At 73.4% G+C, this 24,330-nt stretch carries 22 protein-coding genes; 10 read left to right on the forward strand and 12 right to left on the reverse strand.

Features of this window, described 5'->3' with window-relative positions:
- Positions 1-164: 164 nt before the first annotated feature.
- The 3 genes from AH6_RS34975 to AH6_RS34985 form a co-directional block, all read right to left on the reverse strand.
- Positions 165-578: a CoA-binding protein gene (locus AH6_RS34975; protein WP_067488900.1), complete on the reverse strand. Its 414-nt coding sequence runs from the start codon at positions 576-578 to the stop codon at positions 165-167.
- 51 nt (positions 579-629) lie between these two features.
- Complete coding sequence (locus tag AH6_RS34980; RefSeq protein WP_067488825.1) at positions 630-1,208, reverse strand: Uma2 family endonuclease; 579 nt, start codon at positions 1,206-1,208, stop codon at positions 630-632.
- Positions 1,209-1,325: 117 nt separating this feature from the next.
- Positions 1,326-2,660 (reverse strand): UDP-glucose dehydrogenase family protein, encoded by a 1,335-nt coding sequence (locus tag AH6_RS34985; protein WP_067488827.1) that lies wholly within the window; start codon positions 2,658-2,660, stop codon positions 1,326-1,328.
- Positions 2,661-2,763: 103 nt separating this feature from the next.
- Here AH6_RS34985 and AH6_RS34990 point away from each other — a divergent pair, with 103 nt between their 5' ends.
- Positions 2,764-3,933: an acyl-CoA dehydrogenase family protein gene (locus tag AH6_RS34990; RefSeq protein ID WP_067488829.1), complete on the forward strand. Its 1,170-nt coding sequence runs from the start codon at positions 2,764-2,766 to the stop codon at positions 3,931-3,933.
- 149 nt (positions 3,934-4,082) lie between these two features.
- Complete coding sequence (locus tag AH6_RS34995; protein WP_067488831.1) at positions 4,083-4,646, forward strand: EF-hand domain-containing protein; 564 nt, start codon at positions 4,083-4,085, stop codon at positions 4,644-4,646.
- Positions 4,647-4,781: 135 nt separating this feature from the next.
- On the opposite strand, the gene AH6_RS35000 is transcribed toward AH6_RS34995, so the two are convergent.
- From AH6_RS35000 to AH6_RS35015, 4 genes are all read right to left on the reverse strand, one after another.
- Positions 4,782-6,494, reverse strand: coding sequence for a hypothetical protein (locus AH6_RS35000; protein ID WP_157431911.1), 1,713 nt, complete (start codon positions 6,492-6,494; stop codon positions 4,782-4,784).
- A gap of 185 nt (positions 6,495-6,679) precedes the next feature.
- Complete coding sequence (locus AH6_RS35005; RefSeq protein WP_067488835.1) at positions 6,680-7,465, reverse strand: hypothetical protein; 786 nt, start codon at positions 7,463-7,465, stop codon at positions 6,680-6,682.
- 1 nt (position 7,466) lies between these two features.
- The gene (locus tag AH6_RS35010) at positions 7,467-8,426 is read right to left on the reverse strand and encodes a hypothetical protein (protein ID WP_067488837.1); all 960 of its coding nucleotides are present in this window, start codon (positions 8,424-8,426) and stop codon (positions 7,467-7,469) included.
- 77 nt (positions 8,427-8,503) lie between these two features.
- Entirely contained in the window at positions 8,504-10,168 is a 1,665-nt protein-coding gene (locus tag AH6_RS35015; RefSeq protein WP_067488839.1) for an LCP family protein, read from the reverse strand.
- Between the two features lie 329 nt (positions 10,169-10,497).
- On the opposite strand from AH6_RS35015, the gene AH6_RS35020 reads away from it, so the two are divergent.
- Positions 10,498-11,556, forward strand: a complete 1,059-nt coding sequence (locus AH6_RS35020; protein WP_083983776.1) for a glycosyltransferase family 2 protein — start codon at positions 10,498-10,500, stop codon at positions 11,554-11,556.
- 89 nt (positions 11,557-11,645) lie between these two features.
- Complete coding sequence (locus AH6_RS35025; RefSeq protein WP_067488841.1) at positions 11,646-12,458, forward strand: hypothetical protein; 813 nt, start codon at positions 11,646-11,648, stop codon at positions 12,456-12,458.
- Between the two features lie 133 nt (positions 12,459-12,591).
- Here the strand turns inward: AH6_RS35025 and AH6_RS35030 are convergent, their stop codons facing one another.
- Positions 12,592-13,362 (reverse strand): glycerophosphodiester phosphodiesterase, encoded by a 771-nt coding sequence (locus tag AH6_RS35030; RefSeq protein ID WP_067488843.1) that lies wholly within the window; start codon positions 13,360-13,362, stop codon positions 12,592-12,594.
- The gene (gene ispD, locus AH6_RS35035) at positions 13,359-14,057 is read right to left on the reverse strand and encodes a 2-C-methyl-D-erythritol 4-phosphate cytidylyltransferase (RefSeq protein ID WP_083983777.1); all 699 of its coding nucleotides are present in this window, start codon (positions 14,055-14,057) and stop codon (positions 13,359-13,361) included. Before ispD ends, AH6_RS35030 begins: the two co-directional genes overlap by 4 nt.
- 125 nt (positions 14,058-14,182) lie before the next feature.
- Here ispD and AH6_RS46845 point away from each other — a divergent pair, with 125 nt between their 5' ends.
- The 6 genes from AH6_RS46845 (at position 14,183) to AH6_RS35065 (ending at position 20,115) form a co-directional block, all read left to right on the forward strand.
- On the forward strand, positions 14,183-15,790 hold the full coding sequence (locus AH6_RS46845) for a CDP-alcohol phosphatidyltransferase family protein (RefSeq protein WP_067488847.1): 1,608 nt from the start codon (positions 14,183-14,185) through the stop codon (positions 15,788-15,790).
- Positions 15,787-16,422, forward strand: coding sequence for a DUF5941 domain-containing protein (locus AH6_RS46850; RefSeq protein ID WP_067488849.1), 636 nt, complete (start codon positions 15,787-15,789; stop codon positions 16,420-16,422). Before AH6_RS46845 ends, AH6_RS46850 begins: the two co-directional genes overlap by 4 nt.
- A complete protein-coding gene (locus AH6_RS35050; RefSeq protein WP_067488851.1) occupies positions 16,419-17,153 on the forward strand; it encodes a phosphocholine cytidylyltransferase family protein in 735 nt (244 codons plus the stop codon). Before AH6_RS46850 ends, AH6_RS35050 begins: the two co-directional genes overlap by 4 nt.
- Positions 17,154-17,316: 163 nt before the next feature.
- The gene (locus tag AH6_RS35055) at positions 17,317-18,372 is read left to right on the forward strand and encodes an iron-containing alcohol dehydrogenase family protein (protein ID WP_067488903.1); all 1,056 of its coding nucleotides are present in this window, start codon (positions 17,317-17,319) and stop codon (positions 18,370-18,372) included.
- Entirely contained in the window at positions 18,362-19,234 is an 873-nt protein-coding gene (locus AH6_RS35060; RefSeq protein ID WP_083983784.1) for a CDP-alcohol phosphatidyltransferase family protein, read from the forward strand. Before AH6_RS35055 ends, AH6_RS35060 begins: the two co-directional genes overlap by 11 nt.
- 2 nt (positions 19,235-19,236) lie before the next feature.
- A complete protein-coding gene (locus AH6_RS35065; protein ID WP_067488853.1) occupies positions 19,237-20,115 on the forward strand; it encodes a glycosyltransferase family 2 protein in 879 nt (292 codons plus the stop codon).
- 110 nt (positions 20,116-20,225) lie between these two features.
- On the opposite strand, the gene AH6_RS35070 is transcribed toward AH6_RS35065, so the two are convergent.
- The 3 genes from AH6_RS35070 to AH6_RS35080 all read right to left on the reverse strand — a co-directional run bounded on the left by AH6_RS35070 (position 20,226) and on the right by AH6_RS35080 (position 24,295).
- Positions 20,226-22,670, reverse strand: coding sequence for a HelD family protein (locus AH6_RS35070; RefSeq protein WP_067488855.1), 2,445 nt, complete (start codon positions 22,668-22,670; stop codon positions 20,226-20,228).
- A 114-nt stretch (positions 22,671-22,784) separates the two neighbouring features.
- Positions 22,785-23,573: an SDR family NAD(P)-dependent oxidoreductase gene (locus AH6_RS35075; RefSeq protein WP_157431913.1), complete on the reverse strand. Its 789-nt coding sequence runs from the start codon at positions 23,571-23,573 to the stop codon at positions 22,785-22,787.
- On the reverse strand, positions 23,570-24,295 hold the full coding sequence (locus tag AH6_RS35080) for an acetoacetate decarboxylase family protein (RefSeq protein ID WP_174555153.1): 726 nt from the start codon (positions 24,293-24,295) through the stop codon (positions 23,570-23,572). Before AH6_RS35080 ends, AH6_RS35075 begins: the two co-directional genes overlap by 4 nt.
- Positions 24,296-24,330 lie beyond the last annotated feature (35 nt).

Consider the following 24,330-nt stretch of genomic DNA (forward strand, 5'->3'; position numbering starts at 1 on the left):
CCCCGGTGGCCGGGGTCGCTGGTCAGGTTCGGGCACGGGGCTAGGGTTGATGGTTGGGTGCGCAGGCCAGGCAGGCAGCAGCCAACACCACCCCACCTCACGCCACCCACGCGCCTCTAACCAGCGCCTCTTCACCCACCAATCAGCGCTCAATCAGCGCCCAATCAGCGCCGCAAAGCCCACTCCACCGCCGGACACCGATCCATCACCACGTCCAAACCCGCATCCTTCGCACGTCGAGCGGCCGCCTCGTCGATCACGTTCAGCGGCAGCCACACCGCACGCGCCCCCGCCGCGATCGCCTCGTCCACCGCCGCCCCCGCATGCTCCGCGCGCCGGTACACGCCCACCACGTCCACCTTCTCCGGCAGGTCAGCCAGAGACGCGTAGCCGGATTCACCCAGCACCTCCGCGCCCGACGGGTGGACCGGGAAGATCCGCTTGCCGCGCTGCTGGAGCAGGCGGGCCTGGTTGTACACCTCGCGGTCCGGGTTGTCGCCCAGGCCCACGAACGCCCACGTCCGCGACTCGTTCAGCAGTCGCCGGATCACGCCTTGGTCTGCGAAGTCATCAGCCATGTCCACAACAACTCCGCTTCCAGCGGGTTGCTTCCCAGCGAAGAAAGGCTCCTAGCCGACGATGTGGGCCGGGGACAGAGCGATGGGGAAAGGTTCGCTCAGTTCGGCGATCTCGTCGCCGACGAACCTTCGAGGTGCGGAGTACTCCAGGCTCCGACCAGACTGGTACACGGTGAGGGCCGGCGCCTCATCGAGATCGATGATCCAGTAGTGCGGGATTCCGGCGACGGCGTAGTCGCGGACCTTGCTGCCGTGGACGACCTTCCAACTGCCGCTGCCCGGGCGCTGGACCTCCGCCGCCAACAGGACATCGCTGCCCAGCAGAGCCCGCCGGTCTTCAGCCAGACCCGCGTGGTAAGCCGCGGCGTCGAGAACGGCCACGTCCGGCTTGTAGATCGAACCGTCCGGCATCTGCACGTCCCAAGGACCGCGCACCAGGTAACCCTCGGGTACGTGCGGCTGCAACAAGTCCTTGAGCCGTTCGGCGACATGGTCGTGCCGCATGCTGGGGGACATGGGGATCAACCAGCCGTGGACGAGCTCGTAACCCTTGCCTTCGTCCGGCAGGGCGTCGAGATCTTCGATGCTGTTGGGGCCACGGTCGGAACTGTAGTCACTGGCTACGCTCATAGCCCTGCCTTTTCACAATCCGTCACAATTAGCAGTATGAGGCGGTCTTGCTACTGAGGCCAAGGCTACATGTCCCCTGCCGAACAGGCGGGGCATCCGCTCGGCAGGGGCCCCTTCTCAGGGACGGCCCAGCGCCCGGTAGTTCCAGCCCGCCGCCCGCCACTGCTCCGGGTCCAGCGCGTTCCGGCCGTCCACGATGTTCTTCTCCGCCACGCCCTCCGCCAGCACGTCCGGGTCCATGTCCCGGAACTCCGCCCACTCCGTCAGCAGCAGCACCACGTGCGCGCCGCGCGCCGCGTCCGCCGCCGACTCGCCGAACGCCAGCGCCGGGTGCACCCGGCGCGCGTTCTCCATCGCGCGCGGGTCGTACACCGTCACCTTCGCGCCCTGCGCCCGGATCGTCGCGGCCACGTCCAGCGCCGGGGAGTCGCGCACGTCGTCGGAGTTCGGTTTGAACGCCGCGCCCAGCACGCCCACCGTCCGGCCGATGAACGAGCCGCCCAGCAGGTGGCGGGCCAGGTCCACCATCCGGATGCGGCGGCGGATGTTGATCTCGTCGACCTCGCGCAGGAACGTCAGGGCCTGGTCGGCGCCCAGTTCGCCCGCGCGGGCCATGAACGCGCGGATGTCCTTCGGCAGGCAGCCGCCGCCGAAGCCGAGGCCGGGGCCCAGGAACTTGCCGCCGATCCGGTCGTCGTGCGACAGCGCCTCCGACAGCTTGGTGACGTCGGCGTGCGCGGCCTCGCAGACCTCGGCCATCGCGTTGATGAAGGAGATCTTGGTGGCCAGGAACGCGTTGGCCGACACCTTCACCAGCTCGGCGGTCGGGTAGTCGGCGGTGATGAACGGGGTCTGCTCGGCCAGCATCGACGCGTACACCTCGCGCAGCGCCTTCTCGGCGTGCCCAGCCGTGTCCGCGTCGTCCGGCAGGCCCACCACGATCCGGTCGGGGTGCAGGGTGTCCTGCACGGCGAAGCCCTCGCGCAGGAACTCGGGGTTCCAGGCCAGCACCACGTCCCCGTCGGCCGGGGCCAGCCGCGACAGCCGGTCGGCCAGCCGGGCCGCCGTGCCCACCGGCACCGTCGACTTGCCCACCACCAGGCAGGGGCGGCGCAGCAGCGGCGCCAGCGTGTCGACGGCGTGGTCGACGTAGCTGAGGTCGGCGGCGTACTCGCCGCTCTTCTGCGGGGTGCCGACGCACAGGAAGTGCACGTCGCCGAACTCGGCCACCTCCTCCATCGAGGTGGTGAAGCGCAGCCGCCCGCTGTCCAGGCCGCGCCGCAGCACCGGTTCCAGCCCCGGCTCGTAGAACGGCACCTCGCCGGCGGACAGCCGGGCGATCTTGGACTCGTCGATGTCGAGGCCCAGGACCTCGAAGCCCAGGTCGGCCATGCAGGCGGCGTGGGTGGCGCCGAGATACCCGGTACCGATCACCGTCAGGCGGTGCGACACGGCGTCTTCCTCTCAAATCCGTACGGTCTCCAGGCAGACCTGCCCCAGCGGGACGGGCACCTGCCCTCGACCGGCGCAGTGTACTGGCGGGTAGCATTCGGCTATGAGTCCCGACTTTCCGACCTACGCCCCGTCCGAGGAGCACGAACTCCTGCGGCAGACGGTGCGCGAACTCGCCGACGCCAAGATCGCACCGTACGCGGCGGCGGTCGACGAGGAGTCCCGCTTCCCTCAGGAGGCACTCGACGCCCTCGTGCAGAACGACCTGCACGCGGTGCACGTCCCCGAGTCCTACGGGGGCGCGGGCGCCGACGCGCTGGCCACCGTGATCGTGATCGAGGAGGTCGCCCGCGCCTGCGGTTCCTCCTCGCTGATCCCGGCGGTCAACAAGCTCGGCACCGTGCCGGTCCTGCTGTCGGGCTCCGAAGAGCTGAAGAAAAAGTATCTGACTCCGGTGGCCCGGGGCGAAGCCATGTTCTCCTACGCCCTGTCGGAGGCCGACGCCGGCTCCGACGCGGCGGGCATGAAGACCCGCGCGGTCAGGGACGGCGACCACTGGGTGCTCAACGGCACCAAGATGTGGATCACCAACGCGGGCGTGTCGGACTACTACACCGTGATGGCGGTCACCGAGCAGGGCGTCGGCGCGCGCGGCATCTCGGCGTTCGTGGTCGAGAAGGCCGACGAGGGCGTCTCCTTCGGCGAGAAGGAGAAGAAGCTCGGCATCAAGGGCTCGCCGACCCGCACGGTGATCCTGGAGGACGTCCGCATCCCGGCCGACCGCATCATCGGCGCCGAGGGCACCGGCTTCAAGACCGCGCTGGCCACCCTGGACCACACGCGCATCACGATCGCGGCCCAGGCCCTCGGCCTCGCCCAGGGCGCGCTGGACTACGCGATCGGCTACATCAAGGAGCGCAAGCAGTTCGGGAAGTCGATCAGCGACTTCCAGGGCGTGCAGTTCATGGTGGCCGACATGGCGATGCGCCTGGAGGGCGCCCGCCAGCTGACCTACCACGCCGCGATCAAGTCCGAGCGCGCCTTCCACGGCGCGAAGGTCCCCGACCTGACCTTCGTCTCCTCGGCCTGCAAGGCGCTGGCCTCGGACGTGGCGATGGACGTCACCACCGACGCGGTCCAGCTGCTGGGCGGCTACGGCTACACCCGCGAGTTCCCGGTCGAGCGCATGATGCGCGACGCCAAGATCACCCAGATCTACGAGGGCACCAACCAGATCCAGCGCATGGTGATGGCCCGCCAGCTCCTCAAGTAGGTCGCTGACGTGCGTGAACGCCCCGGTTGCCTGCGGCCGGGGCGTTTTCGCGTGTCCGGGGGTGACGAAGGACGGTCGCCACGGTAAGTGACTCTTCGTGTACTTCTGGTAGTCCGAGTGCGGGACGAGCGGTGCCGGGAGGGCGAGTGATGGACGTCGATCCATTCGTGGCGGCGAAGATCGAGGCGAGCTTCGGCTGGCTGGACAGTGACGGTGACGGCGCGTTCACCGAGGACGACCACGTCGAGATGGGCCGGCGCGCGGCCGCCAGCCTCGGCCATCCGCCGGGCGGGCCGGGCGAGCGGGAGATGATCGAGGCGTACGTGCGGATCTGGCGGCGCCTGCACGCCCCGATGGACGCCGACGGCGACGGCCGCATCACGCGCGCCGAGTTCATCGCCGCCACCGGCGCCGTGGTGAACGACCCCGAGCTGGCGCGGCATACGCTGGGCGCGCTGGCCGACTCCGTCATGCAGGTCGCCGACCGCGACGGCAGCGGCACCATCGACCTCGCCGAGTACACCGCCTTCGTCCACGGCCACGCCCCGGGCCTGCCCGACGACGACATCCGCAGCGCCTTCGAGCGCCTGGATCGGGACGGCGACGGTGCCATCGACCACGGCGAGCTCACCTGCTGCGTGCTGGACTACTACACCAGCCCCGACCCCACCGCCCCCGGCAACTGGCTGTTCGGGCCGCCGCCCCCGGCCTGAGGATTGAGCGATCCGCCGCCTCTGGTCTGAGCGGGCCGCCGCTCCTGGCCTGAGTGGGCCGCGCCCGGCCTGAGCGTGCCGCCATCCCTGGTCTGAGCGTGCCGCCGCCCCCGGCCTGAGGGGCGAGCGGGCCGGTCAGTGCACGCCGTAGGCGTGGATGAGGGTCTGGTCGACCGTCGTGCCCCCGGCGGTCCGGGCCGTGGCGCGCAGCGACACGAAGCCCGAGGCCGGGGAGGGCACCCGCGCCAGCCAGCGGCCGCCGTCGCGGCGCGGTGCGATCTTGCGCCACGTCGCGCCGTCGTCGGTGGAGAAGCTCAGCGTGAGAGCGTCGGCCGCCACGGGAACGTCCGCTTCGCCCGGGCCCGGCTGCTCGACGGTGAGCACGACGGTCTGGGACGCGCCCGCGCGGGCCCGGTTGTGGTCGTCCAGGCCCGTGGCGTACCGGATCGCCGGCAGCGCGGCGAGCGCCATCGCGGTGCCCGGCGCTTCGAAGGACCACTCCGCCCGCTGGAACGAGGACAGCTCCGTCCACGGCGCGCGGTGCCGGGCGGTCACCACCAGGCGGTGCCGGCCGGAACGCGGTTCGTTGAGCACGCTGCCGTCCCCGGCGAGGTTGGTGGCGGCCACGACCTCGCCGCGGGCGTCGTACAGGGTCGTCCCGCCGGTCAGGTACGGGACGTAGCGCGCCAGGTCGGCCCTGGTCCCCGGGGACGCCAGCATCGGCACCGTGATGTCGGGCTCGCCGCTCCCATCGCCGTCCGGATTCCAGCGGAAGCGGCCCGGGGCGGGGCCGAACGGCGCGTTGTTCCAGGTGGCGGTGTACGCGCCGGGCTTGGCGAAGGTCCGCGTCCGGGTGGTGACCTCCGGCTCCTGGTCCGTCCAGTCGCACCCCTTGGCCGTGACCCCCTCGTCCAGCATCCAGCTCAGCCCGGGGGTGAAGTACTCGGTGCGGGTGACCGGCAGGTCGCCCACGGGCGTGTAGTCGGAGAAGATCACGCCCGTGCCCCAGCTCACGCCGCTGTGGCCCCCCGCGCACGTGCCGGGGCCGGGCGCGGTGTGGCGGGTCCGCACGGCCGCCAGCTCCGGGGTGCGGGTCCGCAGCGCCGGGTCGGTCACCGCTCCCTTGGCCTGGCGGGCGAGGTTGAACAGGTCGCCTCCGGGGCCGTCCTGCAGCAGCTTCGCCTGGGTCCGCACGCCCAGCCCCGGCGCGTCCGCGACCGGGGTGAGGTAGGCGTTCGGGAGCCGGAGCCCGGAGAGGTCGTCGATGACCTCGTCGCCGATCCGCTGGCCGATGCTGAGCGTGCCGCCCAGCAGCCGGGCGTCGGGACGGTCGGCGACCACGGCCGACACCGGCCGGGCCGCGCGGGCGTCGAGGGACAGCACGCCGTCCTGCCGCACCGAGTACCGCGACAGGTACACCAGCGTGGTGGAGGGCGCGCCGCCGTCGTCCGGCGTCACGACGTAGACCTGCACGACGTAGTCGCCCGCGGGCAGCTCGCCGGTCGCGACGCCGTCGACCAGCGGGACGCTGAGCCAGTCGTGCCCGTCCAGGGAGGTGAGATACACCTCCGGGGCGTCGTCGGTGGCCGGGGCGCGGCCGTGCCGGTCCAGCACGTTGAAGGTGACGCGGTGGCTCTCCCCGGCGATCCTGGCCTGCTCCAGGGGCCGGTACCGGTGGCGGAGCCCCGGACGGGCGGTCGCCGCCGCGTCCTCGCGGAACCCGCCGTCCGCCCGCTGCCCGATCTTCCCGCGCGGTTCCGGCGCGGCATCGGCCCGCGTTCCGGAGGGAGGCGCGACGAGCACGCCGGTGGTCGTCAGTACGGCCAGCAATGCGACTGTCCTCTTCACGAACAGCACTCCCGTCTCTCATGATCCACCCCCTACTCGGCCGCGACGCGCGGACGGGTTCCCTGCAGGTCTCGGTGGCCGCCGGACTCGGGACGTCATGCCTTGGGGTCTTTGGGTGAGGAGGGCGAGGCGCGGGTCTCGGAGCCACGCGGCGAGGGGGCGGTGGGCTCAGGCGCTGTGCGAGGCTACGGAAGCACCCTGATCGAGGAGATCACCCGGTTGACGTCCGGCCGCAACATGCGGTGGGTGTCGGGCAGGCAGAGGTTCACGAAGGAGGGGCGGTAGCCGTCCACGTCGACCATGACGGTGACCGACAGCTCGGTGGTCGTCTTCACGCCCTCCTTCAGGCCTGTGAAGTTCAGCTCCCGGGCGATGATCCAGGCGGGGCGGCCCTGTACCCGGAACGGCTGGGACGCCACATCGCGCGCCACCGTGCCCTTCGGCCAGACGTCAGCCGTGTGGCGGTCCTCGAACGCCAGTGCCGTCTTGAACAGCCGGTCGGGTCCGGTGAAAAAGCCCTGCAACGGCGTCGGCAGGCGGCCCGAGCCGAGCTGGGCGATCCAGCTGCGTCCGCCGTTGTGCTCTTCGGTGACGAACTCCTGGGTCCGGTTGAAGTAGGTTCCCTGGTCCGCGCCCAGCGGCTTGCCGGGATTCCACAGGCCGCCCAGCTCTGCGTAGGAAATGCGTGCGTAGCGGTCCACCGCCTGGCCCAGCACCGGCGAAGGCGTGCCCTTGTAGCGGGGCAACTTGACGACCTTGCCGAGCTGGGCCTTGGCCGGGGCGCCGCGCAGCGCCGCCGCGGCCCGGGGCTCCTGGAGTGTCACCGGCCGCGCCTCGGCGTCCCCGGCGAACGGCTGCCACCACCACAGCAGCGCCTGATTCAGCAGCAGCACCACGCCCAGGACGTTCAGCCCCCACGGAACGCGCGACTGCCAGGTCTCCAGGAAGGTGGCGTCGTCGAGCCGGCCCATCTCAGCCCGCCTCCGCCATCTCGGCGGCCAGCGTGAACCCGGCCCGGCGGGCCTCCTCGACGCTGGCGCGCAACATCTCCTCCACCTGGCGGGCCTGCTCGGTCAACCCCTTGATCTGGGCCGTGGCCAGGTCGTCGCGGACGACGCGGGCCAGCAGGTCCCGGTAGTCGTCGGCGTCGTCGGCCAGTTCTTGCAAGGCTCGCAGTTCCAACAGGACTTCGTCCACCGACGCAGCGCGCTCGGCATACTCCTCCAGTGCCGCCACCCGGCGTTCCAGTGACTCGGTGGCCACTTCCAGCGCCTTGAGCTGCGGCTTGCGGGCGGCCTCGATCCGTACCGTCCTGAGCCCGGCCGACGCGCGTTCCTGCTCGGCGCGCAGCGTGCTCATCTTGTGCGCGGTCTGCGCGATGTCCCAATGCTGCCAGGGCAGGGTCACCTCGTTGTGGACGTCGTCCAGCAGGCCCTCGCAGTTGGCCAGCGAGGACAGGACGGCGTTCACGGCCTGTCCGGCACGCTCCACCAGCTCCCGGGACGGCTCGTCGAGAGCGGCGAACCGCAGGTAGCGGTCCTGGTGGCGGCGGAGCATCCGCTGGCCGTACGGCTCCACGGGCCCCGCCGCCAGCACTGCGAAGACGATCGCCTGGAGCACGAGCGCGGCGATGCCCAACCCCCGCCACGGCACCAGCACCAGCGCCACCGCGACCCCGACCTGCGCCGCCACCGCCGCCCACCGCACCCGCACCGGGTACAGCCAGCACAGAACGACGGGCAGGAACACCCACAGCGGCGCCTGGAACAGCGCGGTCAGCATGTGCTGGGGATGGCGGAGCCGGGATCGGGGCTTCTCGGGCAGCCGTTCGCCCCCCAACGGCTTGATCCAGCGCCAATTCCGCCTGAGGAGCCTCTGGTCCTCGAACGGCACCTCGGGATCGAACAGCAGTGACGACTCAGGGCCCGTCATGCCGCGCGGTCCGCGAAGGGGATCATGCGGTGAATCATGCATGATCCCCGAAGGGGCGGCAATGCCCGCCCGAGCGGCTACTTGCAGAGCTTTCCGGTTGCGGTGTCGGTCTCCAGGCCCTCGCCCGCCGCCTCCGAGCGTTCCGGCTCCGGGCTCTTGGCGATCTTGGGCTTCTCCGCGCCGTCCCAGTCCGCGCCCACCATCACCTGGATGCGCGAGCCCAGTCCGGAGATCTTCTTGAGCTTGGCGCCCGGGATCGCGGCGGCGAGGGTCTTGGCGGAGTCCTCGCGGCCCGGCCCGTACTGGATCGTGGTCTTCTCCAGGCCGCGCCGCGCGACGCCCGGCACCACGTACACCCCGAACCCCGCCTCCTTGAGGTCCTCGCCCGCCTTGCGCGCCAGGCCGCGCGTGCCCACGGCGTTGCGCACGTTCACCTGGATGTCCGACGGCGGCACGGTCGGCTCGTCGCCGGCGGGCTTGCTCGCGGTCGGCTTCGGCGAGGCGGGGGCCTTGGGCTCCTTGGTGACCGGCTGGTCGCGGTCGATCTTCTGGAACAGGGCGTTGGCCCGGCTCTGGTCCCACAACACCGTGGACTGCGGCTGCGCGCTGTTCCACAACATCGCGTTGTAGCCCGGGTTGGCCAGCGGCACCTTCGCGAAGGTGAGGCGGTCGGTGGACAGGTTCTTCATCTGGTCGGCCAGCTTGGGCAGGCTGTCGGCCAGCTTCTTGTCCACCGTCAGCGACTTCAGCGCCGCCTGGAGGAACCGGGTGGACTTCACCGGGTCGCTCAGCGTCTGCGACGACAGGGCCTGCTTCATCATCGAGGCCATGAACTGCTGCTGCCGGTCGATGCGGCCGAGGTCGCTGCCGCCGGTCAGCGAGTAGCGGGCGCGCGCGAACGCCAGCGCCTTCAGGCCGTCCACGCGCGTCTTGCCCTTGTCCAGCCGCAGGCCGCTCTTCTTGTCGTCGATCGGGACCTCGGTGCAGACCTCCACGCCGCCCAGCGCGTCCACCATGTTCACGAAGCCGTAGAAGTTGACCTCGACGTAGTGGTCGATCGCCACGCCGGTGGACCGCTTGATCGTGTCGACGGTCAGGTCGCGCCCGCCGAACTGGTAGGCCCAGGTCAGCTTGCCGAAGCGGGCCGGGACGTGCGCGCCCTTCTGGCCCTCGCTGCCGTTGGAGCGGTGCGCGGGGATCGTCACGTAGGAGTCGCGCGGCAGGTTCACCACCGTGACCCGGTCGTGGTCGCGCGAGATGTGCACCAGCAACATCGTGTCGGACCGCTCGCCCGGCTCGTGGCCCAGCTTGGCGGCCTTCTGCTGCTCGCGGGTCAGCCCCTCGCGCCGGTCCACCCCGGCCACCAGGATCGTCATCGCGCCCTTGGGGGAGTCCTTGCCCCGGCCGAGGCCGCTCACCGACACCTTGTCCAGCGCGCCGGTCACGTAGTTCTGGAACGCCCACGCGCCGCCTGACGTCAGCAGCACGAACGCCGACATCCCGCCGGTGACCGCCAGGAACCGGCGCTGCCGCCGGGCGCTCAGCGCCGCCCGCGGGCTCAGCGACGGCGGGGGACGCCGGGGCCCGCGCGGGGTGTCCACCGCCACCCGGGGGGCCGGGACGCCGTCGACGGTCACGCCCTCGATGTCGCCGTCACCGGACCGGCCGCCGTCCGGGGCGCCGCCCCCGGGACGCGGGCGGAAGTACCGCTCCACCGGATCTGAGTCGGGCCCGTCTGTCATCCCGCCGCCGCCTCCCGTGTCGTCCGATGTCCGGCGTCTTCTGACGCGAGTGCCCACCACCTTAAAGTGAGGAACGCCGGTCCGTTCGGCATCCGGGGCCCGTGTCCCGGCATTACCCGCCGCCGGCGGGGAACGGGGACCCCGGCCCCGCGGGCCCCGCGGCCCGGCCGAAGCGCCGGGAACGGGGGCGGGACCCTGGTAACGTTGCGCCGTCTTGGCCTCCGCCCAGGCGCCCCGCATCCCGGGTCACGTCACAGACGAGCGAGCGAGAGAGAGGAAGGGGGGCTCTCTCCGGCTTGATCGGCCGGGGTTCGGCCCGAGGGACCTGAATGAATCCGTCTCCCCAAGCGCACAGCGCCCACTCCGGCACCGACCTCGGGCGCCAGGCCGCCCCCGGCGAACGCACCTGGCCCGCCGTGTCGGTGGTCATGCCCGTCCTGAACGAGGAACGCCACCTCACCGACGCCGTCCGCCGCATCCTCACCCAGGACTATCCGGGCGAGCTGGAACTGGTGCTGGCCATCGGCCCGTCCCGGGACCGCACCGAGGAGATCGCCGCCCGGCTCGCCACCGAGGACCCGCGCATCGTGGTGGTGGCCAATCCCACCGGCCGCACCCCGCAGGGCCTCAACATCGCCATCAAGGCGTCGCAGTACTCGATCATCGTGCGGGTGGACGGCCACTCGCTGCTGCCGGCCGACTACGTGCGCGCCGCGGTGGAGACGATGGAGGAGACCGGCGCCGACAACGTCGGCGGCATCATGGCCGCCGAGGGCGTCACCCCCTTCGAGCAGGCGGTCGCCCGCGCCATGACCTCCAAGATCGGCGTCGGCAACGCCCGGTTCCACACCGGCGGCGAGGCCGGCGAGGTCGAGACCGTCTACCTCGGCACCTTCCGGCGCAGCGCGCTGGAGCGCGTCGGCGGCTACGACGAGACCTTCGTGCGCGCCCAGGACTGGGAGATGAACCACCGCATCCGCCAGACCGGCGGCCGCGTCTTCTTCACCCCCCGGATGCGCGTCACCTACCGGCCGCGCCCCAACCTGCGGGCGCTCGCCAGGCAGTACTTCCACACCGGCCGCTGGCGGCGCGTGGTGGGCCGCGAGCACCAGGGCACCCTGAACCTGCGCTACCTCGCCCCGCCGGTCGCCGTGGTGGCGATCACGGTGGGCGCGGTGGCCGGGGCGTTCGGGTTCTGGCCCGGCTGGATCCTGCCCGCCGGCTACGCCGCCGCGATCGTGGTGGGCGCGGGCGTGGAGGGCCGGGGCCTGCCGGTCGCGGCGTGGGTGCGGCTGCCGCTGGTGTACGCGACCATGCACATGTCGTGGGGCGTGGGCTTCCTCACCAGCCCGCCCGGACTGGGCCAGCCCGCCCCGGCCAAGCCCTGACACGACAGGACATCGAACCGGCGGGGGCCGGGCCGCGTCTCAGGAGTAGGTTGACGGATCATGCCGCTGACCCTCCTGAGGAGGTGGCCATGTCCAACGGCGCACGGCACGGACTGGGCGTCCTGCTGGGCCTGATCGCGACGCCGGTGCTGGCCCTGGGGCTGGCGTTCGGGCTGGAACGGGTGTTGCGGGCCTACCAGATGTTCCAGCCGTTCTCCGAGCGGGCCGTGTGGGTGCTGGTGCTGGTCGGGGTGGGCCTGCTCGCCGGGCTGCTGGCCGGGTCGCGGGTGTCCCCGCTGGCCTCGCTGGTCCCGGGCGTCGCGCTGACGGCCTACGGGACGTTGTGGCAGGTGTCGCTGGAGAGGGTCGGCGACCTGACCGACCCGCTGCCGGACCGGTTCGAACGCGGGTTCAACCTCAGCGGCGGCACGGGGTTCGTGCTGCTGCTGGGGGTGGTGCTGGTGGCGGCGTCGTTGCCGCCGTCGCGCTGGAAGGGCCGTCCGAAGGCCACGGCGCAGCCTCGGCACGCCGGGCCGCCCGCGGGGCCTCCGGAGCCGCTGGGGCCGCCGCCGGGCCCGCCGCAGTACGGGCGGCAGCAGCTCCCGCAGTACGAGCAGAACCCGCGCCTGGGGCCGCCGCCGGGACCGGGCCAGGGGCACGCTGGGCAGGGCGCGTCCGGGCACGATATGCCGGGGCAGGGCCCCTACGGGCAGGGCGGGCCGGAGCAGGATGCACCTGGGCAGGGCGCGTACGGCCAGGGGGCATACGGGCAAGGTGCGCCTGGGCCGGGGGACCGGCCGCCCTTGGGCGCGGTTCCGTTCGGGGAGGAGCCCAAGCCGCGCAAGGGCGACGATGACGACGACCCCGGCGAGTGGACCCAGATGTACGGCGGCCGCCGCTAAGGCCTGTTCCAAAGATCCCAGCCGTCGCGCGAGTGCCTAACTGACCCGGCGGGGCAAAGCCGAAGGCGAGCCCCGCCGGGACAGATCGCGAAGCGATGTGGCACTCGCCAAGGCACGGTCAGGGGGCGAGCCGCTAGGCGAGCGGCCCTGGGCTGTCGGACAGCGCCGCCACCACGCCCGGCACGTCGTTGACGACCAGGGCGTCCACCCCGGCGGCCGCGTAGTCGGCGGCGGCGTCGGCCTTCGGACACCACACCAGCACCTCCAGGCCCGCCTTGTGCGCCACGTCCACGACGTGGTCCAGCGGGCGCAACCGCGTGTCCGGGTGCTCGAAGCCGCAGGACGCCGTGTGCACCCCCACCGCCTGCAAATCCAGGCCCGCCGCCGCCGGGACGCCGTGCCACAGCGGGAACCGCAACCACGTCAGCAGTCCCAGCGGCACGGCCGGGACCTCCTCGCGCAGGAACGCCAGCAGCGACGGGTCGAACGAGGTCACCAGCAGCGGCCGTCGCCGCGCCTCGCGCCGCAACAACGGCGCCAGCAGCGCCCCGGTGCGGCGCGACGGGGCGTCCACCGCGTCCTCCAGCACCGTCTTGACGTCCACGTCCAGCGGTACCTCCGGCGGCAGCGCGTCGAACACCTCCGCCAGCCGGGGCAGGCCGCTGGCGGCGGCGGTGGCCTCCACCAGGAAGCCGCCGTCGGCGCCGGTCGGGTCGTGCCGCAGCACCAGGTCGTCGTCGGCGGTGCGGGTCACGTCGATCTCGATCCAGGAGGCCCCGGACTCCAGCGCGGCCAGCATCGACGGCAGCGTGTTCTCGGCGGCGGTCCCGCCGCCGGGCAGCGGGACCTCGCCCGAGCCGGAGCCGCGGTGGCCGACGACGGCGGGCGGGTTCTGGAAGATCACGGTTCCTCCGAGGGGGCGGCGAGGTGCTCGGCGAGCACGACGTCCAGCGGGTGGGTGACCTTGAGGTTGCGCTCGTCGCCCGCGACGACGCGGATCGGCACGTCCGGCAGGTAGCGGTGCACGATGCCGCAGTCGTCGGTGGCGCGCAGCGCGGGGTCGGCGAGCGCCAGCTCGTACGCCTTGCGGACGGTGCCGAGCCGGAAGCCCTGCGGGGTCTGGAAGCGCAGCAGGCTCTCGCGGGGCGGCATCGCGGTCACCACGCCGCCGGAGATCTCCACGATCGTGTCGGAGGCGGGCGTCCCGACGGCGACGGCCTCGGCGGTGTCCAGCGCCGCGAGCGTCCGGTCGATCGTGGCGGCGTCCACGAAGGGGCGCGCCGCGTCGTGGAACAACACCCGGTCGTCGTCGGCGTGCCCGGCCAGGGCGCGCAGCGCGGCGGCGGTGGAGGCGGTGCGGGTGTCGCCGCCCTCGACGACCTGCGCGACCTTCCCGAACGGCGCGGCGATCACCGCGGCCTCGCGCAGGTGCCCGGCGGCCATCACGACCAGCACCTCGTCGACGCCGGGATGGCCGTCGAAGGCGGCGATCGACAACGCCAGGATGGGCCGGCCGCCGACCTCGATGAGCTGTTTGGGGCGGGCCGCGCCCACCCGCTGCCCGATGCCCCCGGCCAGCACGACCGCGATCGTCCGCATCCTCGCCCTTCCTTCGTCGCGTAAAGTCATCGAGCCGCTACGCTGTGCAGTCACCTGCGCCCGGCGGCCCTGCCCCACGGCGCGGGCCCAGTCCTGATCCCTGTCCCGACGTGGCGGAGGCGCCGATGACCGTAGCGGTAATCATCGCGACCGGGGTGACCGGCGGGGAACCCGACCCGGTTCCCACGGCGGCGTCGCCCTGGGGGGACGATCCGGACGCGCCCACCCTGCTGACCCGCTTGTGCGAGCAGCTCGGCACGCTCAACGTACCGGACGTGCAGATCGTCACCCGGCCCGAACTGGCCCCGCTGCTGCGCAAGGACGGCCACGACGTGCTGGAGTGCGCCGACCCGGCCGCCGACCTGGCCGAGATCGCGCTGCTGGCCCGCCGCGCGGGCGGCCCGGTCCTGCTGCTGCCCGGCGACCTGGTGATCAGCACCGAACTGCTGGCCCGCCTGGTCCGCGACGCCCGGGACCCGGCGACCGCCATCACGGTCCCGGCCGACGAGGACTGCCTGAACGCGGCCCGTTCGGGGACGGCTCGCCTGGACACGGCTCGGCTCGATGTGCCCCGGCCCGTTCGGGTGGCCGGGGGGCGGGTCGCCTCCGCCGGGTCTTCCCGGCATCGTGTCACCTCGCCCAACGCCGCCTTTCCCGGCGTGCTGCACGTCTCCCGCGCCCGGACGGCCGAGTTCGCCGAGATCGCCGACAAGCTCGCCATGCTCCTGGAGGTCCCCGGCACCCTCCCCGCGCCCGTCGCGGGCACGGGCGACGGGGCCGCCATGTCCCCGGACGACGACCCCGCCCAGCTCCTGCTCGTCGGGCTCGTCCGCTCCGGCGTCCCGGTCGCCTCCTGCGCCGATCCCGCGCTCGTCTGCCGCCGCGCAGCCGGGCCCGACGCCGCCGCGAGCGCCGCCGCCGCGCACGAGGCCGTCGCCGCCGTGGACGAGGACCGCGTCCGTCTCGCCGCCGCCGTCAAGAGCGAGGACGGCTTCTTCGCCACCTACGCCGTCAGCAGCTACTCGCCGTTCCTCGTGCGCTGGGCCGCCGGGCGCGGGCTGACGCCCAACGCCGTCACCTGCATCTCCATGGGCGTCGCCGTCCTCGCCGCGATCTGGTTCGCGGCCGGGACGCGCACCGGGATGGTCGCCGGGGCCCTGCTGTTCTACCTGTCGTTCGTGTTCGACTGCGTGGACGGCCAGCTCGCCCGCTACACCCGCTGCCGCAGCACCCTCGGGGCCTGGCTGGACGCGGTGTTCGACCGGGCCAAGGAGTACGTGGTCTTCGCCGGGCTCGCCGTCGGCGCGACCGCCGCGCCCCCCGACAGCCCGGTGCACGCCGGGAACGTGTGGCCGCTCGCGGTGGCGGCGCTGGCGCTCCAGACCGTCCGCCACATGGTCGACTTCTCGTACGCCGCGCGGGCGAACGTCGCGGGCCCCGCCGCGCCGCCGGTGACGCCGCTCACCCTGCCCGGCGACGGCGCGGCCGCGCCGTCCCACAAGGCCCCGGCGGGCGGCGCGGCGGCCCGGCTGTCCGCCGCCACCAGCAAGATCCGCGTGCTGCACTGGGCCAAGAAGATCATCATCCTGCCGATCGGCGAGCGCTTCGCGCTGATCGCGGTGACCGCCGCGCTCGGCAACGCCCGGATCACCTTCGCCGCCCTGCTCGCCTGGGGCTGGATCGCCGCCGTCTACACCCTGACCGGACGAGTGATGAGGTCGACCGCCCGATGACCACCGCCCTCCCCGCCGCCCCGCCCGTCGCCGAGCCCGCGCCGCTGCGCGACTTCCGCGACGACGGACCCGTCTGCCTGGCCCTCGGCGCCCTCGCGCGCGGCCAGCTCCCGCCGCTGCCCGGCGCGCTGGTCGCGCTCGTCGCCACGACCGTGCTGCTCGCGGCCGGTGTGGGCGAGCAGCAGACCCCCGCGCTGTTCGCGCCGGTCGTGGCGCTGCTGCTGACCGGACCGGCGGCGACCCATCCCCATACGGGGCGGCTTGACTGGCTCGTCCCGCCCATCATCCGCGCGATCGAGTATGGTTACCTCGCTGTACTGGGGTTCGCGCAGGGAGTATCGGCACCGCTCGTCTACGTGCTGATCGCCGTCCTGGCGTACCACCACTACGACACCGTGTACCGCACCCGCCAGGGGCTCCGGCCGCCGGCGTGGCTCTTCCGCGCCGGGCTCGGCTGGGAGGGGCGGATGCTCATTGTGGCCTTCCTGGGCCTCTCCGGGCTCCTGCCGTTCGCGTACGCTGCGCTCGCGGCCTACCTTGGCGTGTTGTTCGTGAGCGAGAGCGTCACCACGTGGGCGCGGACCGGTCTCGGCAGTGGCGAGATGGTCGATCTGGAGGAAGAGAACGCATGATCGGGATGGTGCTCGCGGCGGGTGCGGGCCGAAGGCTGCGCCCCTACACCGACACGCTGCCCAAGGCCCTGGTGCCTGTTGACGGCGACACGACCATCCTGGACATCGCGCTGGGCAACCTCGCCGAGGTCGGCCTGACCGACGTCGTGATCGTCGTCGGCTACTGCGCCGGCGCGGTCGAGGAGCGCAAGGCGGCGCTGGAGGAGAAGTACGGCGTCTCCATCACCCTCGTGCACAACGACAAGGCCGAGGAGTGGAACAACGCCTACTCCATGTGGCTGGCCCGCGAGCACTTCGCCAAGGGCGTCCTGATGGTCAACGGCGACACCGTGCACCCCGTCGGCGTCGAGAAGACGCTGCTGGCCGGGCGCGGCACGTCCGACATCCTGCTCGCCGTGGACGACGTGAAGAAGCTCGCCGACGAGGAGATGAAGGTCATCCTCGACGCCGACGGCCACCTGTCGCGCATCACCAAGCTGATGGACCCGGCCGAGGCCGCCGGCGAGTACATCGGCGCCACCCTGATCGAGCCCGCCGCCGCCGAGCCGCTGGCCGACGCCCTCAAGGCGACCTGGGAGGCGAACCCCGACCAGTACTACGAGGACGGCTACCAGGAGCTGGTCAACCGGGGCGCCAAGATCTCCGTCGCGCCGATCGGCGAGGTCGCCTGGGTCGAGGTCGACAACCACGACGACCTGGCCAAGGCACGCGAGATCGCGCACACCTACTAGGCACCGGGCCGCCGCGCCGGGACCCCGACGGGCCCGGCACGGCGGCTCCGCCGTTCGCGGGCCCGCCACCCCCCCTCGCCGCCCGGCCCGCACCGGCCGCCGCCTCCCCGCAGCCGCCGACCTACGACCCGACCGAGGAAGGCACATGCCCCTGCTGTCGCGGATGCTGAACGCTCCGCTGTCCATCGACGTACGCCGCGGCGCGGTCGCGGGCCTCGGCGAGCTGCTGGCCGACCGCCGCATCGCCACCGAGGGCCGGGTCGCCATCGCGGTCGGCCCCGGCCAGGGCGACCAGATCGCCGAGCACGTCCGGCCGTCGCTGAGCGCCTGCGAGGTGTTCCACGTGGACGGCGGCACCGTGGACGCGGCCGTCAGCCTGGGCTCCAAGCTGCGCGCCGGGTCCTACGAGGCGGTCGTCGGCATCGGCGGCGGCCGCACCATCGACGCCACCAAGTACGCCGCCACGCTGTCGGGCATCCCGATGGTGTCGGTGGCCACCAACCTGTCGCACGACGGCATCTGCTCGCCGGTCGCCTCGCTGACCCACGAGAAGGGCAAGGGCTCGTTCGGCGTCGTCATGCCGCTCGCCATGGTCGTGGACCTGGACTACGTCCGGGCCGCGCCGCCGCGCCTGGTGCGCGCCGGGATCGGCGACGTGGTCAGCAACTTCTCCGCCGTCGACGACTGGCTGCTGGCCGCCGACGCGGTCGGCGAGCGCGTCGACCGCATGGCGCTGACGGTGGCGCGCACCGCCGCCGAGGCGCTGCTGCATCAGCCCGGCACGATCGAGTCCGACGGCTTCCTGACCGTGCTGGCCGAGGGCCTGGTGTTGTCGGGCATGGCGATGGCGTTCGCGGGCGACTCACGCCCGGCCAGCGGCGGCGACCACGAGATCCTGCACGCCATCGACCAGCTCTACCCCGGCACCGGCAACCACGGCGAGCTGGCCGGGATCGGCGCGGCGTTCTGCTACCACCTGCGCGCCACCCACCTCGGCGAGGGCGCCGAGCGGCTGGAGCAGATCCTGCACTGCCTGGAGCGGCACGGGTTGCCGCGCCTGCCCGGCGACGTCGGCCTGAGTGTGGAACAGTTCACCCAGGCCGTGCTGTTCGCCCCGCAGACGCGCCCCGGCCGCTATACGATCTTGGAGCATCTCGGCCTGGCCGAGGACGCGACGCGCAAGGCGGTGGAAGAGTATGTCCGGGCCCATGGCGACTGACCGTCCCGAGCAGGGCCCGCCCCCCGGCGGCGGCATCCGGCCCGGCGACGACCTGCGCCCCTCCCGCAAGCAGGCGGCGGTCGCCGACGTGCGGCGGCACGGGCAGCCGCCCGGCCTGAAGGACCGCCGCAACGAGGAGCACTGGGCGGGCCGGCTCTACATGCGGTCCCTGTCGCCGTACTTCTCGTGGCTGGCGCTGCGGCTGGGCTTCAGCCCCAACCAGCTCACCTACCTCATGATGATCAGCGGCGTGCTGGCGGGCCTGGTGGTGTCGCTGCCGGCCACCGGCACCGGCGCGTTGTGGACCGCGCTCGGCGGCGCCGTCCTGATCCAGGTCTACCTGCTGCTGGACTGCGTGGACGGCGAGGTCGCCCGCTACCTGCGGCAGACCTCGGTCGGCGGGGTCTTCCTCGACCGCATCGGCCACTACCTGTCGGAGGTCGCGCTGCTGGTCGGCCTCGGCTTCGCCGCCCAGGGCGGCTGGACGACCGGCGGCTACGTCGAGCTCGGCATGCTGGCGGCGCTGGGCGCGGCCCTGATCAAGGCCGAGACCGACAACGTGGTGGTGGCCCGCGCCAAGTCGGGCCTGCCCGCCGACCCGACCGGCGGCGACCGCGCGCTGCGGCCCCGCTCCACCCGGATCGCGCTGGCCCGCCAGGCGGCGTCCATGTTGCGCTTCCACCGGATCATCGGCGCGGTGGAGCTGTCGCTGCTGATCGTGGCGGCGGCGGCGCTGGACGTGCTGCTGGGCACCGAGACCCCGGCCGCGATGCGCGTGCTGGCGGTCGCGGTCGCGGTCGTGGCGGCCCTCCAGACCCTGCTGCACCTGATCAGCATCCTGGCCTCCCGGAGACTCAAGTAAAGATGAAACTGAGCGTCATCGTCCTGACCATGGGCAACCGGCCCGAGGAGCTGGCCCGCTCGGTGCGCAGCGCCCTGGACCAGGAGCACGTGGACGTCGAGGTCGTCCTGGTCGGCAATGGTGTGGACCCGGTCGGCGGCGCGGCGGCGGCCCCGTTCGACGACGAGCGGGTCACGACGATCGCGCTGCCGAAGAACGTGGGCATCCCGGCGGGCCGCAACCGCGGCGTCGAGGCGTCCTGCGGCGAGATCCTGCTGTTCCTGGACGACGACGGCTGGTACCGCTCCACGCGGCTGGGCGCGCACCTGCGCGACCGGTTCACCGCCGACCCCGACCTCGGCGTGGTCTCGTTCCGCGTCCGCGACCCCGAGGGCGGGCGCGGCGAGCGCCGCCACGTGCCGCGGCTGCGCGCGGGCGATCCGGAGCGCTCCTCGGAGGTCACCACGTTCCTGGGCGGGGCCTGCGCGATCCGCCGCGCCGCCTGGGACGCGGGCGGCGGCCTGCCGGAGGACTTCTTCTACGCCCACGAGGAGACCGACCTCGCCTGGCAGATCCTGAACGCGGGCTACCGCATCGTGTACGACGCGTCGGCGGTGATGTTCCACCCGGCGGTGCTGCCGACGCGGCACGAGATGTTCTACCGCTACAACGCCCGCAACCGGGTGTGGCTGGCCCGCCGCAACCTGCCGTGGCCGCTGGCGCTGACCTACCTGGGCGTGTGGGTGGGGATGACGCTGCTGCGCGAGCGGAAGCCCGCCGCGCTGAAGCCGTGGTTCAAGGGGTTCACGGAGGGCTGGCGGAAGCCCGCCGGTCCGCGCCGCCCGATCTCGTGGCGGACGGCTTGGCGCATGACGCGTACCGGGCGTCCGCCGATCATCTGACGTAGCGAGGCCGAGGCCCCGGCATTCGACGCCGAAGTCTCTGGCGTCTGACGCTGAGGCTCTGACGTCGAGGCCCCGTGCGATCCGCGCGGGGGCCTCGGCGTTTCCGGTTACGTCAGGTTCTCGCGCCAGGTCGGGTCGGCGGTCAGCACCGTCAGGCGCTGGGTCGCGCGGGACACCGCCACGTACAGCACCCGCAGGCCGCGCGGCGACTGGGCCGCGATCGTCTCCGGCGCCGCGATCACGGCCGCGTCGAACTCCAGGCCCTTCGCCTCCAGCACGTCCAGCACCTGGACGCGCTCGGGCAGCCCCTCGGCCAGGCGGTCGCGCTCGGCGGCCGTCCAGGCGTCGGGCGAGGCCAGCGGGACGATCAGGCCGATCGTGCCGTCCACCCGGTCGAGCAGCTCCTCGGTGGCGGCGCGGGCGGCGTCGGCCAGGGCGTCCGGGGCGACGACGCGGATCTCCGGCTCGATGCCCGAGGTGCGGACGGCGCGGGCCGGGCGGGCGTCGGGCAGGGCCATCGCCAGCACGCGGGCCGACACCGCCGCGATCTCGGTCGAGTTGCGGTAGTTGGTGGTCAGCTCGTACTCGTGGCGGACGCGGCGCGTCGGCGGTTTCGGCTTGCGCGGGCGGCGGCCCCGGCCTCCGCGCGAGCGCGCCTTGGTCTCCTCGCCGCCGAGCGCCGCGTCCATCGCCTCGCGGGCGGCGTCGAGGTCCTCCCAGGCGCTCTGGGCCGGGTCCTCCACGATCGTCCAGCTCGCCTGGCGGCCCCGGCGGCCCAGCATCCGCCACTGCATCGGCGACAGGTCCTGGGCCTCGTCCACGACGATGTGCGCGTACTCGGGGCGCTCCTCGGCCACGCCGTCGTCCACGCGGCGGGACCGCTCCAGCCGTTCCATGGAGGTGGTGAGCTCCTGCATCTCCGGTTCCCAGGACTCGTCGGCCACCTCCTCGCCGGTGAGGATGTTGACGCCGTCGACCACGAACGGGTCGTCCTCGCGGGCCTTGCGGCGCGCGGGGCGCGGCGGCGGGCCCAGCAGGGAGTCGATCTCGTCGAGCAGCGCGACGTCCTGGTAGGTGAGGGTGCCGGGCAGGGCCCGCGCCCAGGACGCGGCCAGCGCGGTGGCGGTGCCCGCGTCGAGGTCGCGTCCGGCGGCGCGGCGCAGGCGGTCGGCGTCGCCGAGGGCGGTCAGGACCTCCAGCGGGCGGCGCATCGGCCACCAGGCGACGAGGAAGTCGGTGAACGGGCGCTGCTCGCGGACGCGGGTGTCGAAGTCGCCGCGCTCGCCGGGACGGCCGCCCTGGGGCGCGTCGCCGCCGTCGAGCGCGGCCAGGCCGTCGGCGGCGAGGATCTGCGACCACAGTTCGGTCTGGCCGTCGGCGGCCTGCGCGGCGGCCTCGGGGCCGCCGAGGTCGGTGAAGCGCCGCCACAGGGCGTCGAGCAGCGCCTCGGCGGCGCGGCCGCGCGCGGCGTTCACGCTGCCCCGGCTGCGGCGGTGCAGGTCGTTGCGGAGCCGGTCGAGGGCCTGGCGGTCCAGCGCGACGACGACGCCGCGGTAGACCACGCGCAGGTCGTCGGGCGCGCCGGGGGCCTGGTCGGCGACGGCGCGGCGCAGCAGCGTCGTCATGGCCCCCGAGCCCTTCACGCGGGCCAGCTCCGGGGTGTCGTGGGCGGTGGCGCGCACGCCCTCGACCAGGTCGCCGAGGGAGCGCAGCGCCGCCGAGCCCTCGCCCAGCGACGGCAGGACACGCTCGATGTAGGCGGTGAAGCGGCGGTTCGGGCCGACCACCAGCACGCCGCGCGACCCGAAGCGGCGGCGGTGCCGGAACAGCAGGTAGGCGACGCGGTGCAGCGCCACGGCCGTCTTGCCGGTGCCGGGGGCGCCGCGCACGAGCACGGTGCCGTCGGCGGGCGCGCGGATGACCTCGTCCTGCTCGCGCTGGATGGTGGCGACGATGTCGCGCATCGCGCCCTCGCGCGTGCGCGCGAGGGACGCCAGGAACGCGCCGTCGCCGATGACGGTCAGCCCGTCGGCGGCGTCGGGGTCGAGCAGGTCGTCCTCAAGGTCGACGACGGCGTGGCCGCGCGAGTGCAGCACGCGGCGGCGGACCACGCCGCGCGGCGCTTCCGGGGTGGCCTGGTAGAAGTCCTCGGCGGCGGGGGCGCGCCAGTCGATCACCAGGGAGTCGTGCTCGCTGGTGCGCACGCCGATGCGGCCGATGTAGCGCACCTCGCGGCCGTCCACCAGGCGGACGGGCGGGGTGCCGGGCTGCTGCTCGCGCGGGTGCAGGTCGAGGCGGCCGAAGACCAGGCCGTCGTCGGCGATGTCCAGGGCCTGGGCGCGCAGGGCGGCCTGGTGGACCATGGCGTCCCGGTCGACCAGGGACGCCTTGGTGCCGGCCTGCGCCTGCCGGTACCCCTCGCGGATCATGGCCTGGGCGTCCTCGCGCATCTGTTCGAGGCGCTCGTAGGCCACGTCCACGTACCGCTGCTCGGCGGCGATCTCCTGGTCCTTGACCGTGCCGGACCGGCCGGTGACCGGGGACGACGACATACGGGCTGCTCCTCGCGACGCGTGCGCCCGGGGTGCTTCTCCCGGGAAAGAGACAGCTTATGCGGTCGGGGTGACGCTCCCCGTGACCGGCCGGGCCCGGCTCGGTGCGGCCGGTCAGGGGGAGCGGTCGGCGCGGCCGTCCGGGGGCGCGGTCCGCAGGCCGATCACGCGCCGTGTCGCGGCGGGCAGCAGGCGCTTGGCAGTGACCGTCGTGCGGGTCAGGCGGTCGGGGAAGACGAACAGGTCGGCGGCGGGCCGGGCCAGCGACCGGTCCACCGCGTCCAGCACCAGGCCGGGCGGCATCCCTTGCATGCCGCCGGTCGCGGCGGGGTGCTCGGCGGCGATCCGGCGGTACATGGGGGTGTCCACCTGGCGCGGGCACACGCAGCGGATCGTCACGCCCCGGCCCGCCGTCTCCTGGTAGAGCGCCTCGGCGAACGCGTTGACGGCCGCCTTCGCCGACGCGTACGCGGCCGTCAGGTACCCCGGCACCCACGCCGCCAGCGACGAGAACAGGATCAGCTCGCCCCGGCCCCGGTCCAGCATCCCCGGCATCGTGGCGCGCGCGACGTGCACGGTGCCCAGGTAGTCGACCCGCAGCACCCGCTCGACGTCGGCGAGCGGCTGCTCCAGCGCCGCGCCCAGCGGGCTGATCGCGGCGGCGTGCACGACGCGCTGCACCGGCCCGGCCTCGGCCGCGACGCGCTCGACGGCGGCGGGGTCGGTGACGTCGCACACGCGGGTGTGCAGGTTGGGGGAGCGGGCGGCGGTGCGGGCGAGCCCGGCGGCGTCCAGGTCCACCGCGACGACGTCCCACGCGGCGGCGGCCAGGCGCTGCGCGGCGAGCGCGCCGAGCCCGCCGGCGGCCCCGGTGACCAGCGCCGTCCGCACCTCCCGCGTCACGGCCCGACCTCCTCGGCGGCGTCGAACTCCATCGTCAGGTGCCGGACGGCGGTGCTGCTGAGCGCCCGCGCCCGGTCGAGCCCGAGGCCGCGCAGCTCGGCGGCGACGGGGTGGTCGCCCAGCCGCAGCGTGGCCCCGCCGGGCCGCATCCGGACGCCCGAGGGGGCCATCGTCCAGCCGGTGCGGCGGGTGACGCCGTCCATGCACGAGTACGCGTCGATCTTGGGCGCGCCGGTGCCGGACGGCAGCGGCAGCCCCGGCCGGACCGCCAGTTCGATGACCGTCCGCCCGCCGATCCGGACCGCGCACCGCTTGACGCGGCCGGACAGGTCCATGGGGATGTCGGCCAGCTCCTTGGGGAAACCCCAGATCGTGCGCCCGGCCTCCAGCGTGAACTCCTGGTTGACCGGCAGCCAGTGGATGAACGCGCCGACGCCCTTCATCCGCCGCGTGGGCGGCGCTCCCGGCCGCCGCACCAGGAAGGCGACGGCGAACTCGTGGTAGGGCCCGAGGTCGCCGTCGGCGTAGCGGACGAAGGCCAGCGAGCAGATCGCGCGGCCGGGCAGCGGCTCGGCGACCTCCAGGCCGGCGTAGGCGATGACGGCCCGGGCGGGCGCGGCGGGCACGGCGAACATCGCCGACGCCACGGCCGCGTCGCGGATGCGGACCGGCAGCGTCACATGCTCGCCCTGGATCACGTGCTTGTCGGCGGTGCTCCCCATGCGCACAAGTAGAACAGGTTCTTGTTTTCCTGTCA

Origin of the sequence: Actinomadura hibisca NBRC 15177 (genome assembly GCF_001552635.1) — a bacterium.
In the GTDB taxonomy this organism is placed as follows: Bacteria; Actinomycetota; Actinomycetes; order Streptosporangiales; family Streptosporangiaceae; genus Spirillospora; species Spirillospora hibisca.